The following is a 17,086-nucleotide window of genomic DNA, read 5'->3' on the forward strand; positions in this document are numbered from 1 at the left end:
TGATTTTTACATAGTACTAACGTACAGAATACATTCTCAATACTTTGCGCTAGGGTACTTAAGCCATGACAAATATTCGCAATTGTGTTGCATGAGATAACAAAAATAATGATGACAACGACAAAACAACAATCTATCGGGGAGAAAGACACCATGAGTCAACCCACATTTCGCCGTTCTTTATTGGCTGTGGCAATCACTACCATCATTGCGATGCCAGCCTATGCGCAAGACACACCGACTGCTGATGAAGAAGTGAAAGCTTTGGAGCGCATTGAAGTAACCGCACGCCGCAAAGTTGAAAGCCTGCAAGATGTGCCGGTCTCGGTCACGTCTTTTGGCGCAGGTGATTTGGAAGAAATTGGCGTTGAAGATATTACCGAGCTACAGCAGCGAATTCCGAACGCAACCATCCAGGTAAGCCGTGGCACCAACTCAACGTTAACCGCTTATATTCGTGGGGTGGGTCAACAAGATCCGCTCTGGGGTTTTGAGCCTGGCGTTGGGGTGTATATTGATGATGTATATATCGCCCGCCCCCAAGGTGCTGTTTTAGAAGTGTTTGATCTGGAGCGGATTGAAGTGCTGCGTGGTCCGCAAGGAACCTTATACGGTAAAAACACCATTGGTGGTGCCCTCAAATATGTTTCCAAAGAGCTGACGGGTTATAACGAGCTGTCCATTCAAGGCACCGTGGGTAGTTATAATCAACGTGATCTGAAGCTTTCAGGGCAAACAGCATTAGCAGATAACTTCTACGTTGGTGCGGCGATTGCTTCGTTGAACCGAGATGGTTTTGGCACCTTCCTGAACACGGGCGATGATAACTACGACAAAGACTTACTGACCTATCGAGTGTCGGCTAAATGGCTGCTTAACGATGACATGGATGTGAAGTTTTCGTACGACAAAACCAAAGACAAGTCGAATGCCAAAGGCGGCTATCGGTTGTTGACCAGTAGTGTCACAGGCGTTGCTCCGCTCGATGATGTGTACGACTCGAACACCGCGATGCCGGTTGATAACTTGGTTGAAACTGAAGGCTGGTCGGTTACTTATAACTGGGATATCAATGACCAGTGGGGTTTCAAGTCGATTACAGCCGGTCGCGAAGGGTATACCAACACGAATATTGACTTTAACTCGACCGGTGAACCAATTTTTATGGTTCCTGCCATCTATGAAGATGATCAATTCACTCAAGAATTCCAAGTGAGTTATAGCAATAACTCCAACTTTGACTTCGTCGGTGGGCTTTATTACTACGATGGTGAAGCTTGTGGTGTGTTTGGCACCGTGTTACCCATGTATTTAGCGGCATTGGGCGGGGTTACCGTGGATAACGGTGGTTGCGTTCAAACCGATAGTTATGCAATTTACGGTCAAGGAAACTACAAATTATCGGATGCGCTAACGTTGACCCTTGGCGGCCGCTTTACCAAAGATGAAAAAGAAGCCGATGTGTATCGTGCGACTTATCTAGGCATTCACTATATTAATGCCATCGATCCGGATTCTGTTGGCACGCCGTTTGCGGTGAACTCAGACTTTACCACCAAAGCGGATTGGAGCCGTTTCTCTCCACACGTCGCCTTGAACTACAAAGTGAATGACGACGTTATGGTTTACGGTAGTTATAGCAATGGCTTCAAGTCCGGCGGTGTGGATATGCGGGCAGACCAATCGCTGAACCCCACCATCAACGAGCCTTATGATCCAGAAATTGTGGATACCGTTGAGTTTGGGGTGAAATCCGAGTTGCTCGATGGGCGGATGCGGTTGAACAGCGCCATCTTCTACTCAGATTACCAAGACATGCAGGTCACGGTACAACGGGTGGTACCTGCCGGAATCTCGTCTCAAGTGCTGAATGCGGGTGAGAGTACGGTGAAAGGGTTTGAAATCGAATCCGTTTTCGCGGCAACTGATACGTTAAACTTTAACGTGGTATTGGGGTACATCGATGCTGAGTTTGACTCGGTGATGTACGAAGAGCCGGCCACCGGTGATATCACGGACGTGACGGATGCTTGGTCCTTCCAAAACACACCGAAATTGACGTACAGCGTGGGTTTCAATAAGACCTTTGATACCAATGCCGGGCAGTTTGTTTGGACCACCAACTACGCCTATCGTGGTTCTGCACAAATGTTTGAGGTGCCGTCATTGCTGGATGAAGACAGCTACGGTTTACTCAATACCAGCATTGTGTGGTACTCCAAAGATGGTCATTGGAATATTGGCTTGCACGGTAAGAATCTGACTGATGAGGAATATCGCGTCGGCGGGTACAACTTCGATGCAACCTTTGGTGACGATGCCATTGTTGGCTATTACGGAGACCCACGAACTGTTTCCCTGGCAGTGGGGTATAAGTTCTAAGCATTCCCCACTCAGTGGTTACCTGTGTCGTGATGCAGGTAACCACTGACTTTTTTTGATGGACACGTTAGCATGGCTACTTTAGTCACACATTGTGTAGGTTCAACCATGGCTCGCGTTATTATTGCTGATGATCATCCCTTATTCCGTGCCGCACTGAAGCAAGCATTAACGGAAACGTTAGCGGCGCCCATTTTAGAAGCTGAATCCTTTGAGCAACTACTCACCTTGATTGACAGTCATCCCCATGTTGAACTGGTTTTGCTTGATTTGACCATGCCTGGAAACCGCGGTTTGACGGGCTTAACCTCGTTACGCAGTCGTTATCCCGATATTTTAGTGGTGGTAGTGTCTGCGAATGAACAATTGGACACGATTCGCCAAGCCATGGCATTTGGTGCCAGCGCTTATATCCCTAAATCCATGCCGTTGCTTGAGTTACAAGCAGCAATTCATACGGTATTGGCGGGGGATACTTGGCTTCCAGCTGATATTGAGCAAGCTGTAACGCAAACTGCTGCCGAGGATTACGAGGAGTTTGCCAAACGTTTGGAACAACTCACTCCCCAGCAGTTTCGAGTGTTGGAATGTTTGGCGGATGGTTTGTTGAATAAGCAAATTGCCTACGAATTAAATGTGCAAGAAACCACGATTAAGCAGCACGTTTCGGCGATATTAAAAAAACTCAATGTCACGAACCGTACCCAAGCCGGAATTCTTTTCAAACAAATGCTTAGCACGTCCGATACTAATCATTGACCAGACGTTTGATGAGACGCTTGAGTGCCGCCGTCTTGATAGGTTTAGGAGTGAATAAGGCAGCCGTTGCGATCACTTCTTCGCGCACGGTTTCATCGGGATCGGCGGAGTTAATAATGGCAGGTAACTCCGGCAGCTGATAATGCTCACGCACCTTAGTCAGTACTGCAACGCCGGTATCTTGCTCATCTAAATGATAATCAAAAATCAGTAATTGCGGGGGCGGTTGGTGCCAGGGGAGTTGCTCACGATTTAACGCCGTATGCACTCTTGCTCCCCATGCAATGAGTAGTTGCTCCATGGCCTGCAATACCTGCGGATCGTTATCCAGAATCCAGACCACTTGCCCGTGCAAAAACTCCTCATCATGAGACGTCTGTAGTTCGGGCGAGCTTGTGGTTTGCGGGGGCCAATGAACTTCAGGCAAGGTAATCGCGAACAAGGTTCCTTGGCCGACTTGTGATGTTAAGGTCAAGGGCAGTTCAAGCAATCGGCACATCCGATCAACAATCGCTAATCCGAGTCCTAAGCCGGGATTACCTCCCTGCTGATGAACTTGGTGGAACTCGGTAAAAATCTTGTTCCGTTGGTCGGCAGGAATGCCGCGTCCGGTATCGTAGACGCGAATTTGCAGCTGAGTACCGCAGCGTTTAGTACCAATTAACACTTTGCCGTGGTCGGTATAGCGAATGGCATTCGAGAGTAAATTTTGTACCACCCGACTGAGCATTTTCCGGTCGGTATAAACGGTTGCCCGGGTGGGAACGTAATGAACTTCTACCCCCTTATCGGCTGCAATAATCCGCTGGTTTTCCACCAATGGCCCGATCACGTCATGCAATGCGGTGTGTTGCTTATTGACGGGAAGGTTCCCTGCTTCTAACCGCGTCATTTCTAACAGCATGGTGAGCAATTCTTCTGCGTTTTTTAGCGACTGTTGCACTTGGCGAACCAGCTGCTGGGAGCTAGGATCGGCGCGTTGCGCGAGTAAATCACAAAATAGGGTGGCTGCATTAAAGGGCTGCATTAAATCATGGCTTACTGCTGCGAAGAATTTAGATTTGCTTTGGTGAGCGCGTTCCTCGGCTTGTTTGGCCGCCAATAGCTGTGCAGTTCGGTCTGCAACTCGTTGTTCTAATTCAATATTAACTTGCTCTAACGCGCGTTGGGCAGCAACGAGCTCCGTGATATCAGTATAGGTGGTCACGAATCCGCCACCCGGCATGGGGTTGCCTTGCAGTTCAATCACGAACTCTCCCTGTTGTCGTTGGTAGCGGTAAGCACTGCCATGGCGCAGGTAGTTCAGGCGTTTCTCGACTTCTTCATCAATATCACTGGCGGCTGCGGTCGCGATAAGCCCGCGCTGCGCATTAAAACGAAGCAATTCAGCGACTGGCATGCCGGCTTGGAGGAAGTTGGGGGGATAGGAAAATAACTCCACATAACGCTGGTTCCATGCCACGAGCCGGAGTTCTTGGTCAATCACGCTAATGCCTTGGGGGATGTTTTCGACGGAAGCTTGGAGTAATTCACGGTTAAACTTATACAGTTGTGATGCTTCAGTTGCCCAAGTGACGACATGTGCGATAGGTACCGCTGGTTGTTGGGTGACGGTATCTAAGAGAATACGACTTGCTGCAGTACCGATAACGGCGGAAAGTTCCCGCTCAATCTTTACCAGAATAGCACCCGGCACCAACTCATCTGCTGGTGCAACGGCCAAGTTGTGGTTGAGCCGTTCACTTAATCGTTCCAATTCCGCGTAATTAAAGAAACGAGTCAATAACTGCCGCAAGCGCCCCCAAGAGATGGCATGGTGTGGATAAAACTCCGTGTGATCCCCTTGCGGATCGGTATACAACGCGCGTAATTGGGTTTCAATGGGCGATGCTTTGGTGATGATGGAGAATAGGAAATAACACAGCACGTTGACACTTAAACTCACCAACACTCCTGAGCTTAAGGCAATATCGGATAAGCCAGGATCACGTTGTAACGAAGGTAAGAACAATAATCCGAACCAAAGCAGGGTGCCCATGGTAATACCGACGCTGGCGCCTACGCGATTTCCTCGTGACCAGATAATGCCCCCGAGCAGTGCTGGGGCGAGCTGTGCGAGTAAGGCAAGCGACAGTAGCCCCGCGTTTACAAGAGGCAAATTGGCTTCAGTCAGTTTATGGAACCCTAACGCAAACACGATAATCAACGCGATGGTGGTACGGCGAATAGAAAGAATCTTTTGCGGCGTAAATATTTCATTGCGGAATTTGCGTTTGGTGGACTTCAGCCACAGCGGCATCACCACATCATTTGAAATCATAATGCTCAACGCCAAAGTGGCGATAATCACCATGCTCGTTGCAGAAGCTAATCCACCAATAAATGCTATTGCCGTGATGCCGGGGTCGTCCGCTGTGAGAAGCAAGCTAATCATTAACGTATCGGAATGCATGGCTTCAGGGACTAACAACAAACCAGCCAACGCCAACGGCAGAATGAAAAGGTTGATGGCAAACAAATACAATGGAAATGCCCAGCGGGCCGTTTTCAGCTCTTCTGGGTCATTATTCTCAATGTAACTGACGTGAAATTGCCGCGGTAAACAGAACATTGAAATGGCACCCAAAATAATATGGGTCATGTAGACAAAGCCACCATGAGGTTGTCCTGCAAGGACAGCGGTAATAGCCGGTTGTTGTGAGGCTTGGACGAAAATGTCGGTGACGTTGTCGAATAGGACATAGCTCACATAAAAGCCAACGCCCATAAATGCCGCAAGTTTAACAACCGATTCAAATGCAACAGCATCCATTAACCCAGCGTGTTGCTCGGCTAAACTCATGCGCCGAGTTCCAAACAAAATAGCAAAGCCAATCATCGCAATTGCGACCAGAACGACCACATCGATGAACCAAGGTAATGGCGTAGCGGTGAGTCCGGTGACGGCTCCAAAGCTACTGGAGACAGCTCGTAGCTGTAATGCGATATAAGGAATGATGCCGATCAACGCGATGATAGCGACTGCAATGGCCAAGGTTGGGGATTTCCCATAACGTTGGCTAATAACGTCAGAAATAGACGTTAAATTCTGTTGCTTACAGACATGCAATAAGCGCATTTGTAATCGATGTGCGAATAGGAAAACTAACATAGCTCCAATGTAGGTAGGAGCGACGGACCAGCCGTAAAACGCAGATTGCGTCATGGTGCCGTAAAAGGCCCAGGTGGTGCAGTGAATTCCTTGTGCTAATGCATAGCGGTAGGGTTTATGTTGATTAGACGAACGACGCTCACCGCGGTATGCAATGCTATACAGAACCGCAATATAGGCCATGGCAAGGAGAATGGTGAGGCCGGTACTTAACATCGCTATCGAGTTCCATCATGGTCACGAAAGACCACCAGTGACCAATGCCAGCGAATCGCACCGAGACGAATCAACAGAGTTGTTAATCCTCCAACAATAATAGCTACTGGCTGTGAGTAGGGAACCAACAAGATAAAAACGGCGCCGCCAATAATACACGCGGTTGCATAGAGTTCACCTTTAAGAATCATCGGACGTTCTTGGGCAAGAACATCACGCAACATGCCACCGAAACAGGCGGTCATGGTTCCCATGACAATACAAATTAAGGGGCTAAACCCGGCATCGGCAGCCTTGAGAGCTCCCATCACGGTAAAGAAAGCGACACCGACGGCATCAGCAATCAGCAACGTACGCTCATTGATATAGGCTTTGTATCGTAACCAAATGATGGTTAGGGCTACCGCCACTAAAATAGTCAGTAGGTAATAGGTGTCGTAGACCCAAAATACTGGCAATCCCAGAATGAGGTCACGAGTTGTTCCGCCGCCAACCGCTGTGACTGTCGCAAGGACAATGGCACCCACACCATCTAAACTTTTACGGAATGCCAATAAGGTTCCAGAAATAGCAAAGACCGCAACGCCAAGATGATCGAAACAGTAAAAGAAGGTTGTTAATTCCATATCACCTCAATGAATCCTTTAGCTGCGTAGAATGTAACGGTTGGAGTACTAATTCGCTCCCTATTTAACCAGAAATTCGCTAGAATAGCTGCCACACATAAAAAATTAGAAAGTTGGGCTTGTATGCCATATATTCAGCCCCATCTTTTCACTTTACCAACTTTAACAGTAGCAGAGAGGATTTACATGGACTTCTTAATTCCAACAGCTTATGCCCAAGACGCCGCACCACAAGGTGGTGGCATGGAGCTCATTTTCATGCTGGTGATGTTCGGTTTAATTTTCTACTTCATGATTTACCGGCCACAAGCGAAGCGCGTTAAAGCACACAAAGAATTGATTTCTAGCATTAGCAAAGGTGATGAAGTTCTGATGAACGGTGGCTTCGTAGGACGTATCAGCAAAATTGCAGACGACAAAGATTTTATGGTGATTGCACTTGCTGAAGGCATTGAAATCACGGTTCAAAAAGCTGCAGTGACCGCTGTGTTGCCAAAAGGTACCATGAAGTCTCTGTAATCAAGAGATAAGGATTTATCGTGTTAAATAAATTTCCGTTATGGAAAAACGTGATGATCATCGTCATTATTGCGGTGGCAGCACTGTATGCACTTCCCAACCTCTATGGGGAAGATTACGCGATACAAGTTTCTGCGACGCGTACTGTGACAGTCGATGACAAAACCTTAAATCAAGTCGAGCAGACGCTATCAGAGCTGGGTGTACAAGCGAAAGGGATCACGTTCGAAAACGACCAGATTTTGGTCCGTGTCAATACTGATGCTGAGCAACTACAAGTTCGTGATGCCCTGTTACAGGCCTTGGGGAATGATTATGTTGTGGCGCTAAACCTGGCTGCAGCAACACCAAAATGGTTAGCCGCGTTAGGGGCTGAACCAATGAAATTAGGCCTCGACTTGCGTGGCGGTGTGCACTTCTTAATGGAAGTGGACATGGACGAAGCAACCCGCAAAATTCAAGAGCAAATGCGTGATACCGTGCGCGCTGAACTCCGCGAAGAGCGAATTCGTTCGTCCAGCATTCGGCGGGTTGATGATGACGTTGTGGTTGAACTACGTACTGCGGAAGACTACACCGCAGCGCGTCGTTATTTAAATAACCGCTACCAAGGTTATCGCTTGATTGATGATGCAGCGAATAACACCTTGCGTTTGCGCATGACGGAAGTGAAACTAAAAGAAACCCAAGATTACGCAATTTCACAAAACGTCACCATTCTTCGTAACCGGGTGAACGAGTTAGGGGTCGCTGAGCCAATTGTGCAGCGTCAAGGCGCTAGTCGCATTGTGGTACAACTACCTGGTGTTCAAGACACGGCGCGAGCCAAAGAAATCCTTGGGGCAACAGCAACCCTTGAATTTCGTTTTGTCGACACTGAAAGCAGTTTACGCGATGCCGAAATGGGGCGTGTACCTTTCGGTTCAGAGTTGTTCCCTAATCGAAATGGTGGCAATACTCTGCTACGAGAAGATGTGATTTTGACTGGTGACCACATTGTCAACGCAACTGCTGGATTCGATGAAAACCAGCGGCCGCAAGTGAGCATCTCTTTGGATGGTCCAGGTGGGAATAAAATGTCCCTCGCGACGCGTGACAATATTGGTCGACCCATGGCAACTCTGTTTATTGAGTTTAAATCAACGGGTGAACGCGATGCCAATGATCGCCTGGTTTTTGAACGCCATGAAGAAGTCATCAACGTTGCTACCATTCAATCCCGCTTAGGAAGTAACTTCCGTATTACTGGGATCAACTCGCAGCAAGAAGCGCAAAACCTAGCTCTGTTGTTACGTGCTGGTGCGTTGATTGCCCCTATTCAGATTGTTGAAGAGCGAACCTTAGGGCCAAGCCTAGGTCAAGAAAACGTCAATTTGGGAACCAAAGCAATTCTTTGGGGCTTCATTTTGGTGGTGGCCTTTATGGCGCTTTACTATCGCTGGTTCGGCTGGGTCGCTAACTTGGCATTGACGGCAAACTTGGTGTTGATCATTGGGGTGATGTCAATGATTCCAGGGGCAACCTTAACCCTTCCCGGTATGGCCGGTATCGTTCTAACAGTAGGGATGGCGGTTGACGCCAACGTCCTGATATTTGAGCGTATACGGGAGGAAATCCGAGCGAAGCGAACGCCTCAACAAGCGATTCATTATGGTTATGACAGTGCGTTCTCGACCATCATGGATGCGAACATTACGACCCTGATTGTTGCGTTAATTTTATTTGCTGTGGGCACTGGGCCAGTCAAAGGATTCGCCGTCACCCTCGCAATTGGTATTGTCACGTCAATGTTTACCGCCATTGTTGGAACCCGCGCAGTGATTAATGCGATTTGGGGTGGTAAGAAAATTGATCGGCTATCGGTGTAGGGAGAATTGTTATGCGTCAATTGATTAAAGCGGAACAAGCTTTCCCATTTATGCGCTACCGCTGGTGGGCTTGGATTATCAGCGGAATTTTAGTGGTAGCGTCCATTGTCAGCCTAGGTGTAAAGGGGCTGAACTGGGGGTTAGACTTCACCGGTGGAACCGTCATTGAAGTTGGTTATGACCAAGCAGCTGACTTATCGAGCATTCGTCAAACGCTCGATGAGAACGGCTTTGGCGGTGCTGTGGTGCAAAGCTTTGGCACTCAGCAAGACGTCCTGATCCGGCTTGAACCTCTTGAAGGAGTTAAAGTTCAAGAGCTTGGCGACCAAGTACTGAAAGTTTTGCAAAGTGCGGCCGATGCGAATGTTGAGTTACGTCGAATTGAATTTGTTGGACCTCATGTCGGTGACGAATTGGCAGAACAAGGTGGCTTGGCCGTATTAGCTGCGTTGACCGGAATTCTCATCTACATTGCCATGCGGTTTGAATGGCGCTTGTCGTTAGGGGCAGTCGGTGCTCTAGGACATGACGTTATTTTGACGCTGGGGTTGTTTTCAATTCTTGGTTTAGAGTTCGATTTAACGGTATTGGCAGCGGTGCTTGCTGTTATCGGTTACTCAATTAACGACTCGGTGGTTATTAGTGACCGGATTCGTGAAAGCTTCCGGAAATTCCATAGAGGAACGCCGGAAGAGATCATCAACGAAGCCTTAACGAGTACCTTAAGTCGTACGGTCGTGACGTCATTAACGACGATATTAGTATTGATTGCACTCTACGTGCTTGGTGGGCAATTAATCCGTGGTTTTGCTACCGCGCTCTTATTTGGTGTGGTAGTAGGTTCCTATTCGTCAGTATTTATCGGTAGTTCCTTAGCTCTGGCATTAGGTGTGAGTCGCGAAGACTTGATGCCGCCAGAAGTTGAAAAAGAAGGCGAAGACTTAGAGCCAATGCCTTAACCAACCGATGCTTAGTAAGAAGGGATGGATGAACTTATGTTGGTTGTCATATCGCCTGCAAAGAACTTAGATTATGACAGCGTGTTACCAACGACCCAGTATTCGCAACCGCGTTTACTGGGTCGTGCACAACAGCTGATTGATAAATGTCAAACGTTAACTCCGCTGCAGTTAAGTCAACTGATGAAAATTAGTGACAAGTTGGCGGGTTTGAATGCGGCACGTTTTGCCGAGTGGCAGCAGCCATTCACGCCAGAAAATGCACGCCCCGCAATCTATGCGTTTGATGGGGATGTGTATAGCGGTTTAGCAGCAGAAAAGCTGTCGGAAGAAGCAATTTCATATGCGCAGGAACATTTACGCATTTTGTCGGGTCTATACGGTGTATTAAGGCCGCTTGATTTAATGCAGCCTTATCGCTTAGAGATGGGAACGAAGTTGGCGACCCCCTTTGGTAATAACTTGTACGAGTTTTGGGGGAACGAAATTACTGAGCTTTTGAATCAGGACTTAGCAGCGATTGATTCAGACTTGCTCGTAAACCTTGCATCTCAAGAATATTTCTCGAGCGTAAAACCAGCAAACTTGAATGCAACGATCATTACTCCGGTGTTTAAAGACGAGAAGAATGGTCAGTATAAAGTGATTAGTTTCTGGGCGAAAAAAGCTCGCGGGATGATGGCTCGTTTTATTATGAATGAACGACCACAATCTGTTGCAGATTTGCGCCAGTTTAATAGTGGCGGGTATCGTTTCAATGCCGACGAATCTACGGCGACAGAATTAGTATTCTATCGTGCTGAACGCGATCAACAATCATAACGAGGAACCAAGGTAATGAGAGATTTTGGGCATGAATCATCACCATCAGTGACGCCAGCGACATCTAGAAAAACACTATGGGTGTCGTTGATAGTCGTTTTGACGCTTGCCGTTGCTGTGATTCTTTGGTTCATGTATGAAAACCAGTCTCAAACACCTTCACAGCCCGTAATTGACGTGGTGGAATCCCATGAAACAGCTGAACCTGAGGTGCCGGTAGAAGAGCCAGCACCGCTTGTTCAGGAGGTGATTCCACCGGTTGCAGACACCTTAGATTTGGATGAGCCCGCTCCAGCAGAACCCGAAGTCCCGTTGCCCAGCTTGAATGAAAGTACGGCGGCTGTGTTACAAGAGTTGGTTGAGGCGGAGCAAACCGTCACGCCGTTACAATCCGAACAACTTATCCGTGATGCCGTGGTGTTTATGGATAACCTGCGTCAAGGCCAAGTGATTCGCGAAAAATCAGTGATTGCGGGCCCGACCGCTGCGTTTCGGGTATTAGAGCAAAACAGCAACGTTTATATAGATCCACGCAGCTATGACCGTTACAACACCATCGTGGATTGGTTTGTCAGTTTAGATACAGAAGTTATCATGCAGCTATTTGAACGCTATCAGCCACTCATGCGCGAAGCCTTAGCCGAAATAGGCTATCCCGATGAGGAACCAACACAGGTGTTGCTTGAAGCCATTGAGGTGCTCATGCAAACACCCGCAGTAGGAACGGTGATTGAGCTGAATGATGATAGTGTCATGTATCGTTATGCAGACCCTGCGTTGGAAGCATTACCAGCAGCACAGAAACAAATGCTACGGATGGGGCCAGACAATATTCGCCGGGTAAAATTAAAACTGACCACCATTCAAGAAGCATTGAAGAAGTAGTCAGCAATGGCGAACACACCCTTAGATCCCATTCCCACGTCTTTACATGGCGACTTCCCACTCCGTGGGAACAGTTTTAGCCGTTGGGTAGGGCGGTTGGGGATGCGTGTATTGGGTGGTTGGCGCATCGAAGGGGAATTACCGCCAGTTCGTAAAGCCATTTTTCCCGTAGCACCTCACACCTCTAACTGGGACTTTTTTGTTGGTGTGTTTGCCATGTTAGCACTGGGTCTAAACCTCAGCTACCTCGGCAAACATACAATTTTCCGCTTCCCAGTGAATGGTATTCTGCGTTGGTTGGGCGGGATCCCTGTGGATCGACGCGCCGCAGGAGGTGTGGTTGCGCAAATGGTGACACAGTTCAATGAGCGCGAACATCTCATTCTTGCGTTATCACCCGAAGGGACCCGAACGAAAGTTGTTGAGTGGAAAAAAGGCTTTCTCCACATCGCGAAAGCAGCGCAAGTTCCAGTCATTCCAGTTGCGCTGGATTTTTCCCGTAAAGTGATTGAAATCACCCCGGCAATGATGATTACCGGTGAGATTGATGTTGAATTACAACGTGTCAAAGGGGCGGTTGCCCATGCAGTCGGAAAATATCCTGAGCATACGTGATGCGTTAAAATGTGCTATTATCGTGCAGATTTTTTGAAAAGGATCAAACCATGAAAATCATTGAAGGTGGAATTGCTGCGCCAGGCAAAAAGTTTGCGATTGTTGTATCGCGGTTTAATCATTTTGTGGTGGACAGTTTGTTAAACGGTGCGTTAACAACGCTCAAGCATTACGGACAAGTGAGTGATGAAGATATCACTGTTGTGCGTGTGCCGGGTGCTTATGAAATTCCGTTAACGGTCAAAAAGTTAGCCAAGTCAGGGCGCTACGATGCCGTGATTGCGATTGGTGCCGTGATTCGTGGTGGAACGCCGCACTTCGACTTTGTGGCAGGGGAAAGTAATAGCGGTTTAGGGCGCGTTGCGCTTGAGCATGAAATTCCTGTCGCATTTGGAATTATTACCACCGACTCCATTGAGCAAGCCATTGAACGCAGCGGTACGAAAGCCGGCAACAAAGGTGCAGAAGCAGCCTTGAGTGCGCTCGAAATGGTCAATGTTTTGAGTCAAATTTAAGAGAGAATTGAATGAAACCAGCGGCCCGTCGTCGAGCAAGAAAACTTGCCGTACAAGCCATTTACTCATGGCAAATGTCTCAGAACAGCATGAGTGATATCGAAGTTCAGTATTTAACTGAAAATGATACCAGTAAACTTGATGTGGATTATTTCCTCGCACTGGTACGTGGTGTTGCAGGACAAGCTGTCGCACTGGATCAAGCCTTGGAGCCTTTTCTTGATCGCCCACTCAAAGATCTCGACCAGGTTGAACGCGCCGTGTTGCGGTTAGCAGCGTTTGAATTGCGAGAGCGGCCAGATGTGCCGTTTAAGGTAGCGATTAACGAGGCAATTGAACTCGCCAAAGCCTTTGGTGCAGACGACAGTCATCGCTTTGTCAACGGGGTGTTGGATAAGGCCGTTAGCACCTTGCGTCCCGTACGCCAATAACGCAGAGCATTGCTATGGCCGCTGGTGAGTTCGACCTAATCGCAACCTATTTTACCCATCGGTATCCTACTCGCGGAGATGTGGATACCGGTGTCGGTGATGATGGTGCCGTGCTGCAAGTGCCAGCGAATTCAGAGTTGGTGGTGGTGACGGATACCTTAGTCGAAGGTGTTCACTTTGATCACTATACGCCAGCGCGTGCCATTGGCCATAAAGCGGTTGCTGTTAACTTGAGTGATTTAGCGGCCATGGGCGCAGAGCCAGCCTGGATTAGTTTGGCCTTGACGCTGCCAACGTTTGATGACGAATGGCTCACTGGATTTGCCAACGGTTTACGTGAAATTTGTGATTATTACCAATGCCAATTAATTGGTGGGGATACCACCCGTGGGCCGTTGACGATTACCGTGACAGCTCATGGCTTTGTACCGACCGGAAAGGCACTGCGTCGCAGTGGAGCGAAACCTGGGGATTGGATTTATGTGAGCGGTGCTTTAGGCGATGCTGGGTTAGCACTGGCAGGCATGCAGCAACGACAAAAAATAACTCCAGATTATCAACGGCGTTTGAATGAACGCTTGTTTTTTCCTGCCCCACGAGTTGCGCTGGGCCAATCCTTACGAGGGATTGCTAGTAGTGCAATCGATGTTTCGGATGGCTTGCTCGCCGATTTACGCCATATCCTCACTGCTTCTCAAGTAGGCGCTCGCATTGATGTGGACGAACTCCCGTTATCCCTAGCGTTAACGGAAAGCTTATCGGAAGCCGATGCATTTCGCTATGCCCTGACCAGTGGTGAAGATTTTGAACTCTTATTTACGGTTCCAGAAGCGCAACGAGGTGTGTTTGATACTGTCATTGCGCACGCCGCCCAAAAGCCTGTATGTATTGGTCGAGTGACCAATGATGCTGGCGCGATCCAACTGCTTTACGCTGGGGAGCCCTGGTCGTTCCCAGCAGATGCTGCTTACGGTTTTGATCATTTCCAGCAGCCGACGGCTGAGTCGGAGACTTAATTCGTGCGAACTATGTTACGCCACCCCATTCATTTCCTTGCTCTTGGATTTGGCAGTGGGCTTGCTCCCAAAGCGCCGGGAACCTTTGGTACCTTAGCTGCTATTCCTTTGGTCTGGTTGATGCAATGCTTGAGCTTGACCGGTTATGTGGTGGTCACGCTAGTTGCGGCAATACTGGGGTTCTGGATTTGCCAATATACGGCAAAAGCATTAGGCGTTCATGACCATCCTGCCATTGTTTGGGATGAAATCGTGGGTTACATGGTGGCGATGATCGCGCTACCTTTTACCTGGTATAACGTGTTGTTAGCCTTTGTGCTATTCCGGCTGTTTGACATTTTGAAGCCAGGGCCGATAGGTTGGTGTGATAGAAAACTTACCGGTGGCGCTGGCATCATGGTGGATGATGTGCTGGCCGGGGTGGCCAGCACAATTGTATTACACCTTGGCCATGCGGCGTTGAATCTGGGCTAAAATACCAGCTTTATCAAGCTCAAGTTCAGCTCGAATTTCATCTTGGGTACCATGCTTAATAAAGACATCGGGTAGCCCAAGATGGAGCACTTGCACATGATGACCTTGCTGCGCTAAGTACTCACTGACAGCGCTTCCTGCGCCCCCTGCAATCGCTCCTTCTTCAAGCGTGACCAAGAGTTCGTGTTGACTTGCCAACTGCTCAATCAGCTCGTGATCCAACGGCTTCACAAAACGCATGTCAGCCACACTGGCATTTAAGGTTTCAGCACATTTGAGTGCATCTCCTAACCAAGTGCCGAAGTTCAAAATTGCCACGCCTTCGCCTTCGCGAACCAGTCGGCCTTTGCCAATTTCCAGTTGCTGCATGACGGCATCATAAGGCACTCCAACGCCATTACCACGTGGATAACGGACAGCCGCAGGGCCTTGATAAAGATGCCCCGTATAGAGCATGTTGCGGCATTCATTTTCGTCACTGGGGGTCATAATGACCATGTTAGGCACACAGCGCATGTAACTGATATCAAACGCGCCTTGGTGCGTAGGGCCATCAGCGCCAACAATTCCAGCTCGGTCAATGGCAAATAGCACAGGTAATTCTTGCATGGCGACGTCGTGGATTAATTGATCGTAACCACGCTGCAAAAAGGTCGAATAAATAGCGACCACTGGATGATAACCACCAATGGCCAAGCCCGCCCCGAACGTCACGGCATGTTGCTCAGCAATGGCTACATCGAAATATTGATCGGGGTACTTTTGAGAGAACTCAACCATTCCAGAGCCTTCGCGCATGGCCGGTGTGACCGCCATCAGCTTGGGATCTTGTGCTGCCATGTCACACAGCCAATCCCCAAATACTTGCGAATAGGACGGTGTTTTAGGGGCAGATGTCGGAAGTGAAGTGGTGCTTGGATCGAATTTAGGCACCCCATGATAACCAATGGGATCTTTTTCGGCCGGCGCGTAGCCTTTTCCTTTGCGTGTCACAATGTGTAAGAATTGAGGCCCCTTGAGATGGCGCATATTGCGCAATGTTTGCACCAACAAGTTCACATTGTGTCCGTCAATTGGGCCAATGTAGTTAAACCCTAATTCTTCAAAAATAATTCCCGGCGTCACAATGCCTTTCATGTGCTCTTCAGCACGGCTTGCTAGTTGTGAAATGCTCGGCATGCCTTGCAGCAAACGCTTGCCGCCTTCACGAATTGAGGTATAAAAGTTGCTAGAGAGGACACGCGCTAAATGGTTGTTTAATGCCCCCACGTTTTCTGAAATCGACATTTCGTTGTCATTCAGAATCACCAACATATCTGGCTTGATATCGCCGGCATGGTTCATGGCTTCAAACGCCATCCCCGCAGTGATGGCGCCATCACCAATCACGGCGACCACTTTTTGCTGGCTATGATTGCGTTGGGCGGCAATTGCCATGCCCAAGGCGGCACTAATGGAGGTACTGGAGTGACCAACACTTAAGGTGTCGTATTCACTTTCTGGGCGCCATGGAAACGGATGCAGTCCATTTTTTTGCCGAATGGTATGCATGGCCTCTTTGCGGCCAGTCAAAATTTTATGTGGGTACGCTTGATGCCCCACGTCCCACACGATTTGGTCGTATGGCGTGGCGTAGACGTAATGCAACGCGACAGTTAATTCAACGGTGCCAAGTCCTGAGGCCAAATGACCACTACTTTGGCTGACAGACTTTAATAGAAACTCACGAACCTCACCGCATAACTGCGGTAACTGCCGCTCGTTTAATAAACGAACATCGGCAGGTGTGTTAATGCTGTCCAATAACTTGGTTGGCGCATTAGAGTGACTACGAGTTGACGACATGAA

General features: G+C 48.5%; 15 protein-coding genes. 12 read left to right on the plus strand and 3 right to left on the minus strand.

Going from position 1 to position 17,086, the window contains the following annotated elements; translation table 11 throughout:
* The first annotated feature begins 153 nt into the window (after positions 1-153).
* Positions 154-2,382 carry a TonB-dependent receptor gene (locus BLP64_RS06910; protein ID WP_092593070.1) on the plus strand — a complete coding sequence of 743 codons (2,229 nt, stop codon included), beginning with the start codon at positions 154-156 and terminating at the stop codon, positions 2,380-2,382.
* 108 nt (positions 2,383-2,490) lie between these two features.
* Positions 2,491-3,141, plus strand: coding sequence for a response regulator (locus BLP64_RS06915; protein ID WP_092593072.1), 651 nt, complete (start codon positions 2,491-2,493; stop codon positions 3,139-3,141).
* Here the strand turns inward: BLP64_RS06915 and BLP64_RS06920 are convergent.
* Together BLP64_RS06920 and BLP64_RS06925 are read right to left on the minus strand one after the other, a co-directional pair.
* Positions 3,131-6,508, minus strand: a complete 3,378-nt coding sequence (locus BLP64_RS06920) for a hybrid sensor histidine kinase/response regulator (protein WP_092593074.1) — start codon at positions 6,506-6,508, stop codon at positions 3,131-3,133. The two genes, BLP64_RS06915 and BLP64_RS06920, sit on opposite strands and share 11 nt — an antisense overlap.
* A gap of 2 nt (positions 6,509-6,510) precedes the next feature.
* Positions 6,511-7,134 carry a trimeric intracellular cation channel family protein gene (locus BLP64_RS06925; RefSeq protein ID WP_092593076.1) on the minus strand — a complete coding sequence of 208 codons (624 nt, stop codon included), beginning with the start codon at positions 7,132-7,134 and terminating at the stop codon, positions 6,511-6,513.
* Positions 7,135-7,320: 186 nt separating this feature from the next.
* On the opposite strand from BLP64_RS06925, the gene yajC reads away from it, so the two are divergent.
* The 10 genes from yajC (at position 7,321) to BLP64_RS06975 (ending at position 15,238) form a co-directional block, all read left to right on the plus strand.
* Positions 7,321-7,653: a preprotein translocase subunit YajC gene (gene yajC, locus BLP64_RS06930; protein ID WP_092593078.1), complete on the plus strand. Its 333-nt coding sequence runs from the start codon at positions 7,321-7,323 to the stop codon at positions 7,651-7,653.
* 20 nt (positions 7,654-7,673) lie between these two features.
* Positions 7,674-9,521 carry a protein translocase subunit SecD gene (secD, locus tag BLP64_RS06935; RefSeq protein ID WP_092593080.1) on the plus strand — a complete coding sequence of 616 codons (1,848 nt, stop codon included), beginning with the start codon at positions 7,674-7,676 and terminating at the stop codon, positions 9,519-9,521.
* Positions 9,522-9,532: 11 nt separating this feature from the next.
* Positions 9,533-10,480, plus strand: coding sequence for a protein translocase subunit SecF (gene secF / locus BLP64_RS06940; RefSeq protein ID WP_092593082.1), 948 nt, complete (start codon positions 9,533-9,535; stop codon positions 10,478-10,480).
* Positions 10,481-10,516: 36 nt separating this feature from the next.
* Positions 10,517-11,302, plus strand: a complete 786-nt coding sequence (yaaA, locus tag BLP64_RS06945) for a peroxide stress protein YaaA (protein ID WP_092593084.1) — start codon at positions 10,517-10,519, stop codon at positions 11,300-11,302.
* Positions 11,303-11,383: 81 nt separating this feature from the next.
* Positions 11,384-12,187 (plus strand): DUF3014 domain-containing protein, encoded by an 804-nt coding sequence (locus BLP64_RS06950; RefSeq protein ID WP_176754942.1) that lies wholly within the window; start codon positions 11,384-11,386, stop codon positions 12,185-12,187.
* A gap of 6 nt (positions 12,188-12,193) precedes the next feature.
* Positions 12,194-12,802 (plus strand): lysophospholipid acyltransferase family protein, encoded by a 609-nt coding sequence (locus BLP64_RS06955; protein ID WP_092593088.1) that lies wholly within the window; start codon positions 12,194-12,196, stop codon positions 12,800-12,802.
* A gap of 50 nt (positions 12,803-12,852) precedes the next feature.
* Complete coding sequence (gene ribH, locus BLP64_RS06960) at positions 12,853-13,317, plus strand: 6,7-dimethyl-8-ribityllumazine synthase (protein ID WP_092593090.1); 465 nt, start codon at positions 12,853-12,855, stop codon at positions 13,315-13,317.
* Positions 13,318-13,328: 11 nt separating this feature from the next.
* Positions 13,329-13,748 (plus strand): transcription antitermination factor NusB, encoded by a 420-nt coding sequence (gene nusB, locus BLP64_RS06965; RefSeq protein ID WP_092593092.1) that lies wholly within the window; start codon positions 13,329-13,331, stop codon positions 13,746-13,748.
* Positions 13,749-13,762: 14 nt separating this feature from the next.
* Positions 13,763-14,764 carry a thiamine-phosphate kinase gene (gene thiL / locus BLP64_RS06970; protein WP_092593094.1) on the plus strand — a complete coding sequence of 334 codons (1,002 nt, stop codon included), beginning with the start codon at positions 13,763-13,765 and terminating at the stop codon, positions 14,762-14,764.
* Between the two features lie 12 nt (positions 14,765-14,776).
* The gene (locus BLP64_RS06975; protein WP_092593096.1) at positions 14,777-15,238 is read left to right on the plus strand and encodes a phosphatidylglycerophosphatase A family protein; all 462 of its coding nucleotides are present in this window, start codon (positions 14,777-14,779) and stop codon (positions 15,236-15,238) included.
* Here the strand turns inward: BLP64_RS06975 and dxs are convergent.
* The gene (dxs, locus tag BLP64_RS06980) at positions 15,203-17,083 is read right to left on the minus strand and encodes a 1-deoxy-D-xylulose-5-phosphate synthase (RefSeq protein WP_092593098.1); all 1,881 of its coding nucleotides are present in this window, start codon (positions 17,081-17,083) and stop codon (positions 15,203-15,205) included. The two genes, BLP64_RS06975 and dxs, sit on opposite strands and share 36 nt — an antisense overlap.
* Positions 17,084-17,086: the final 3 nt, after the last annotated feature.

Origin of the sequence: Pseudidiomarina indica, assembly GCF_900104245.1 — a bacterium.
Lineage (GTDB): Bacteria > Pseudomonadota > Gammaproteobacteria > Enterobacterales > Alteromonadaceae > Pseudidiomarina > Pseudidiomarina indica.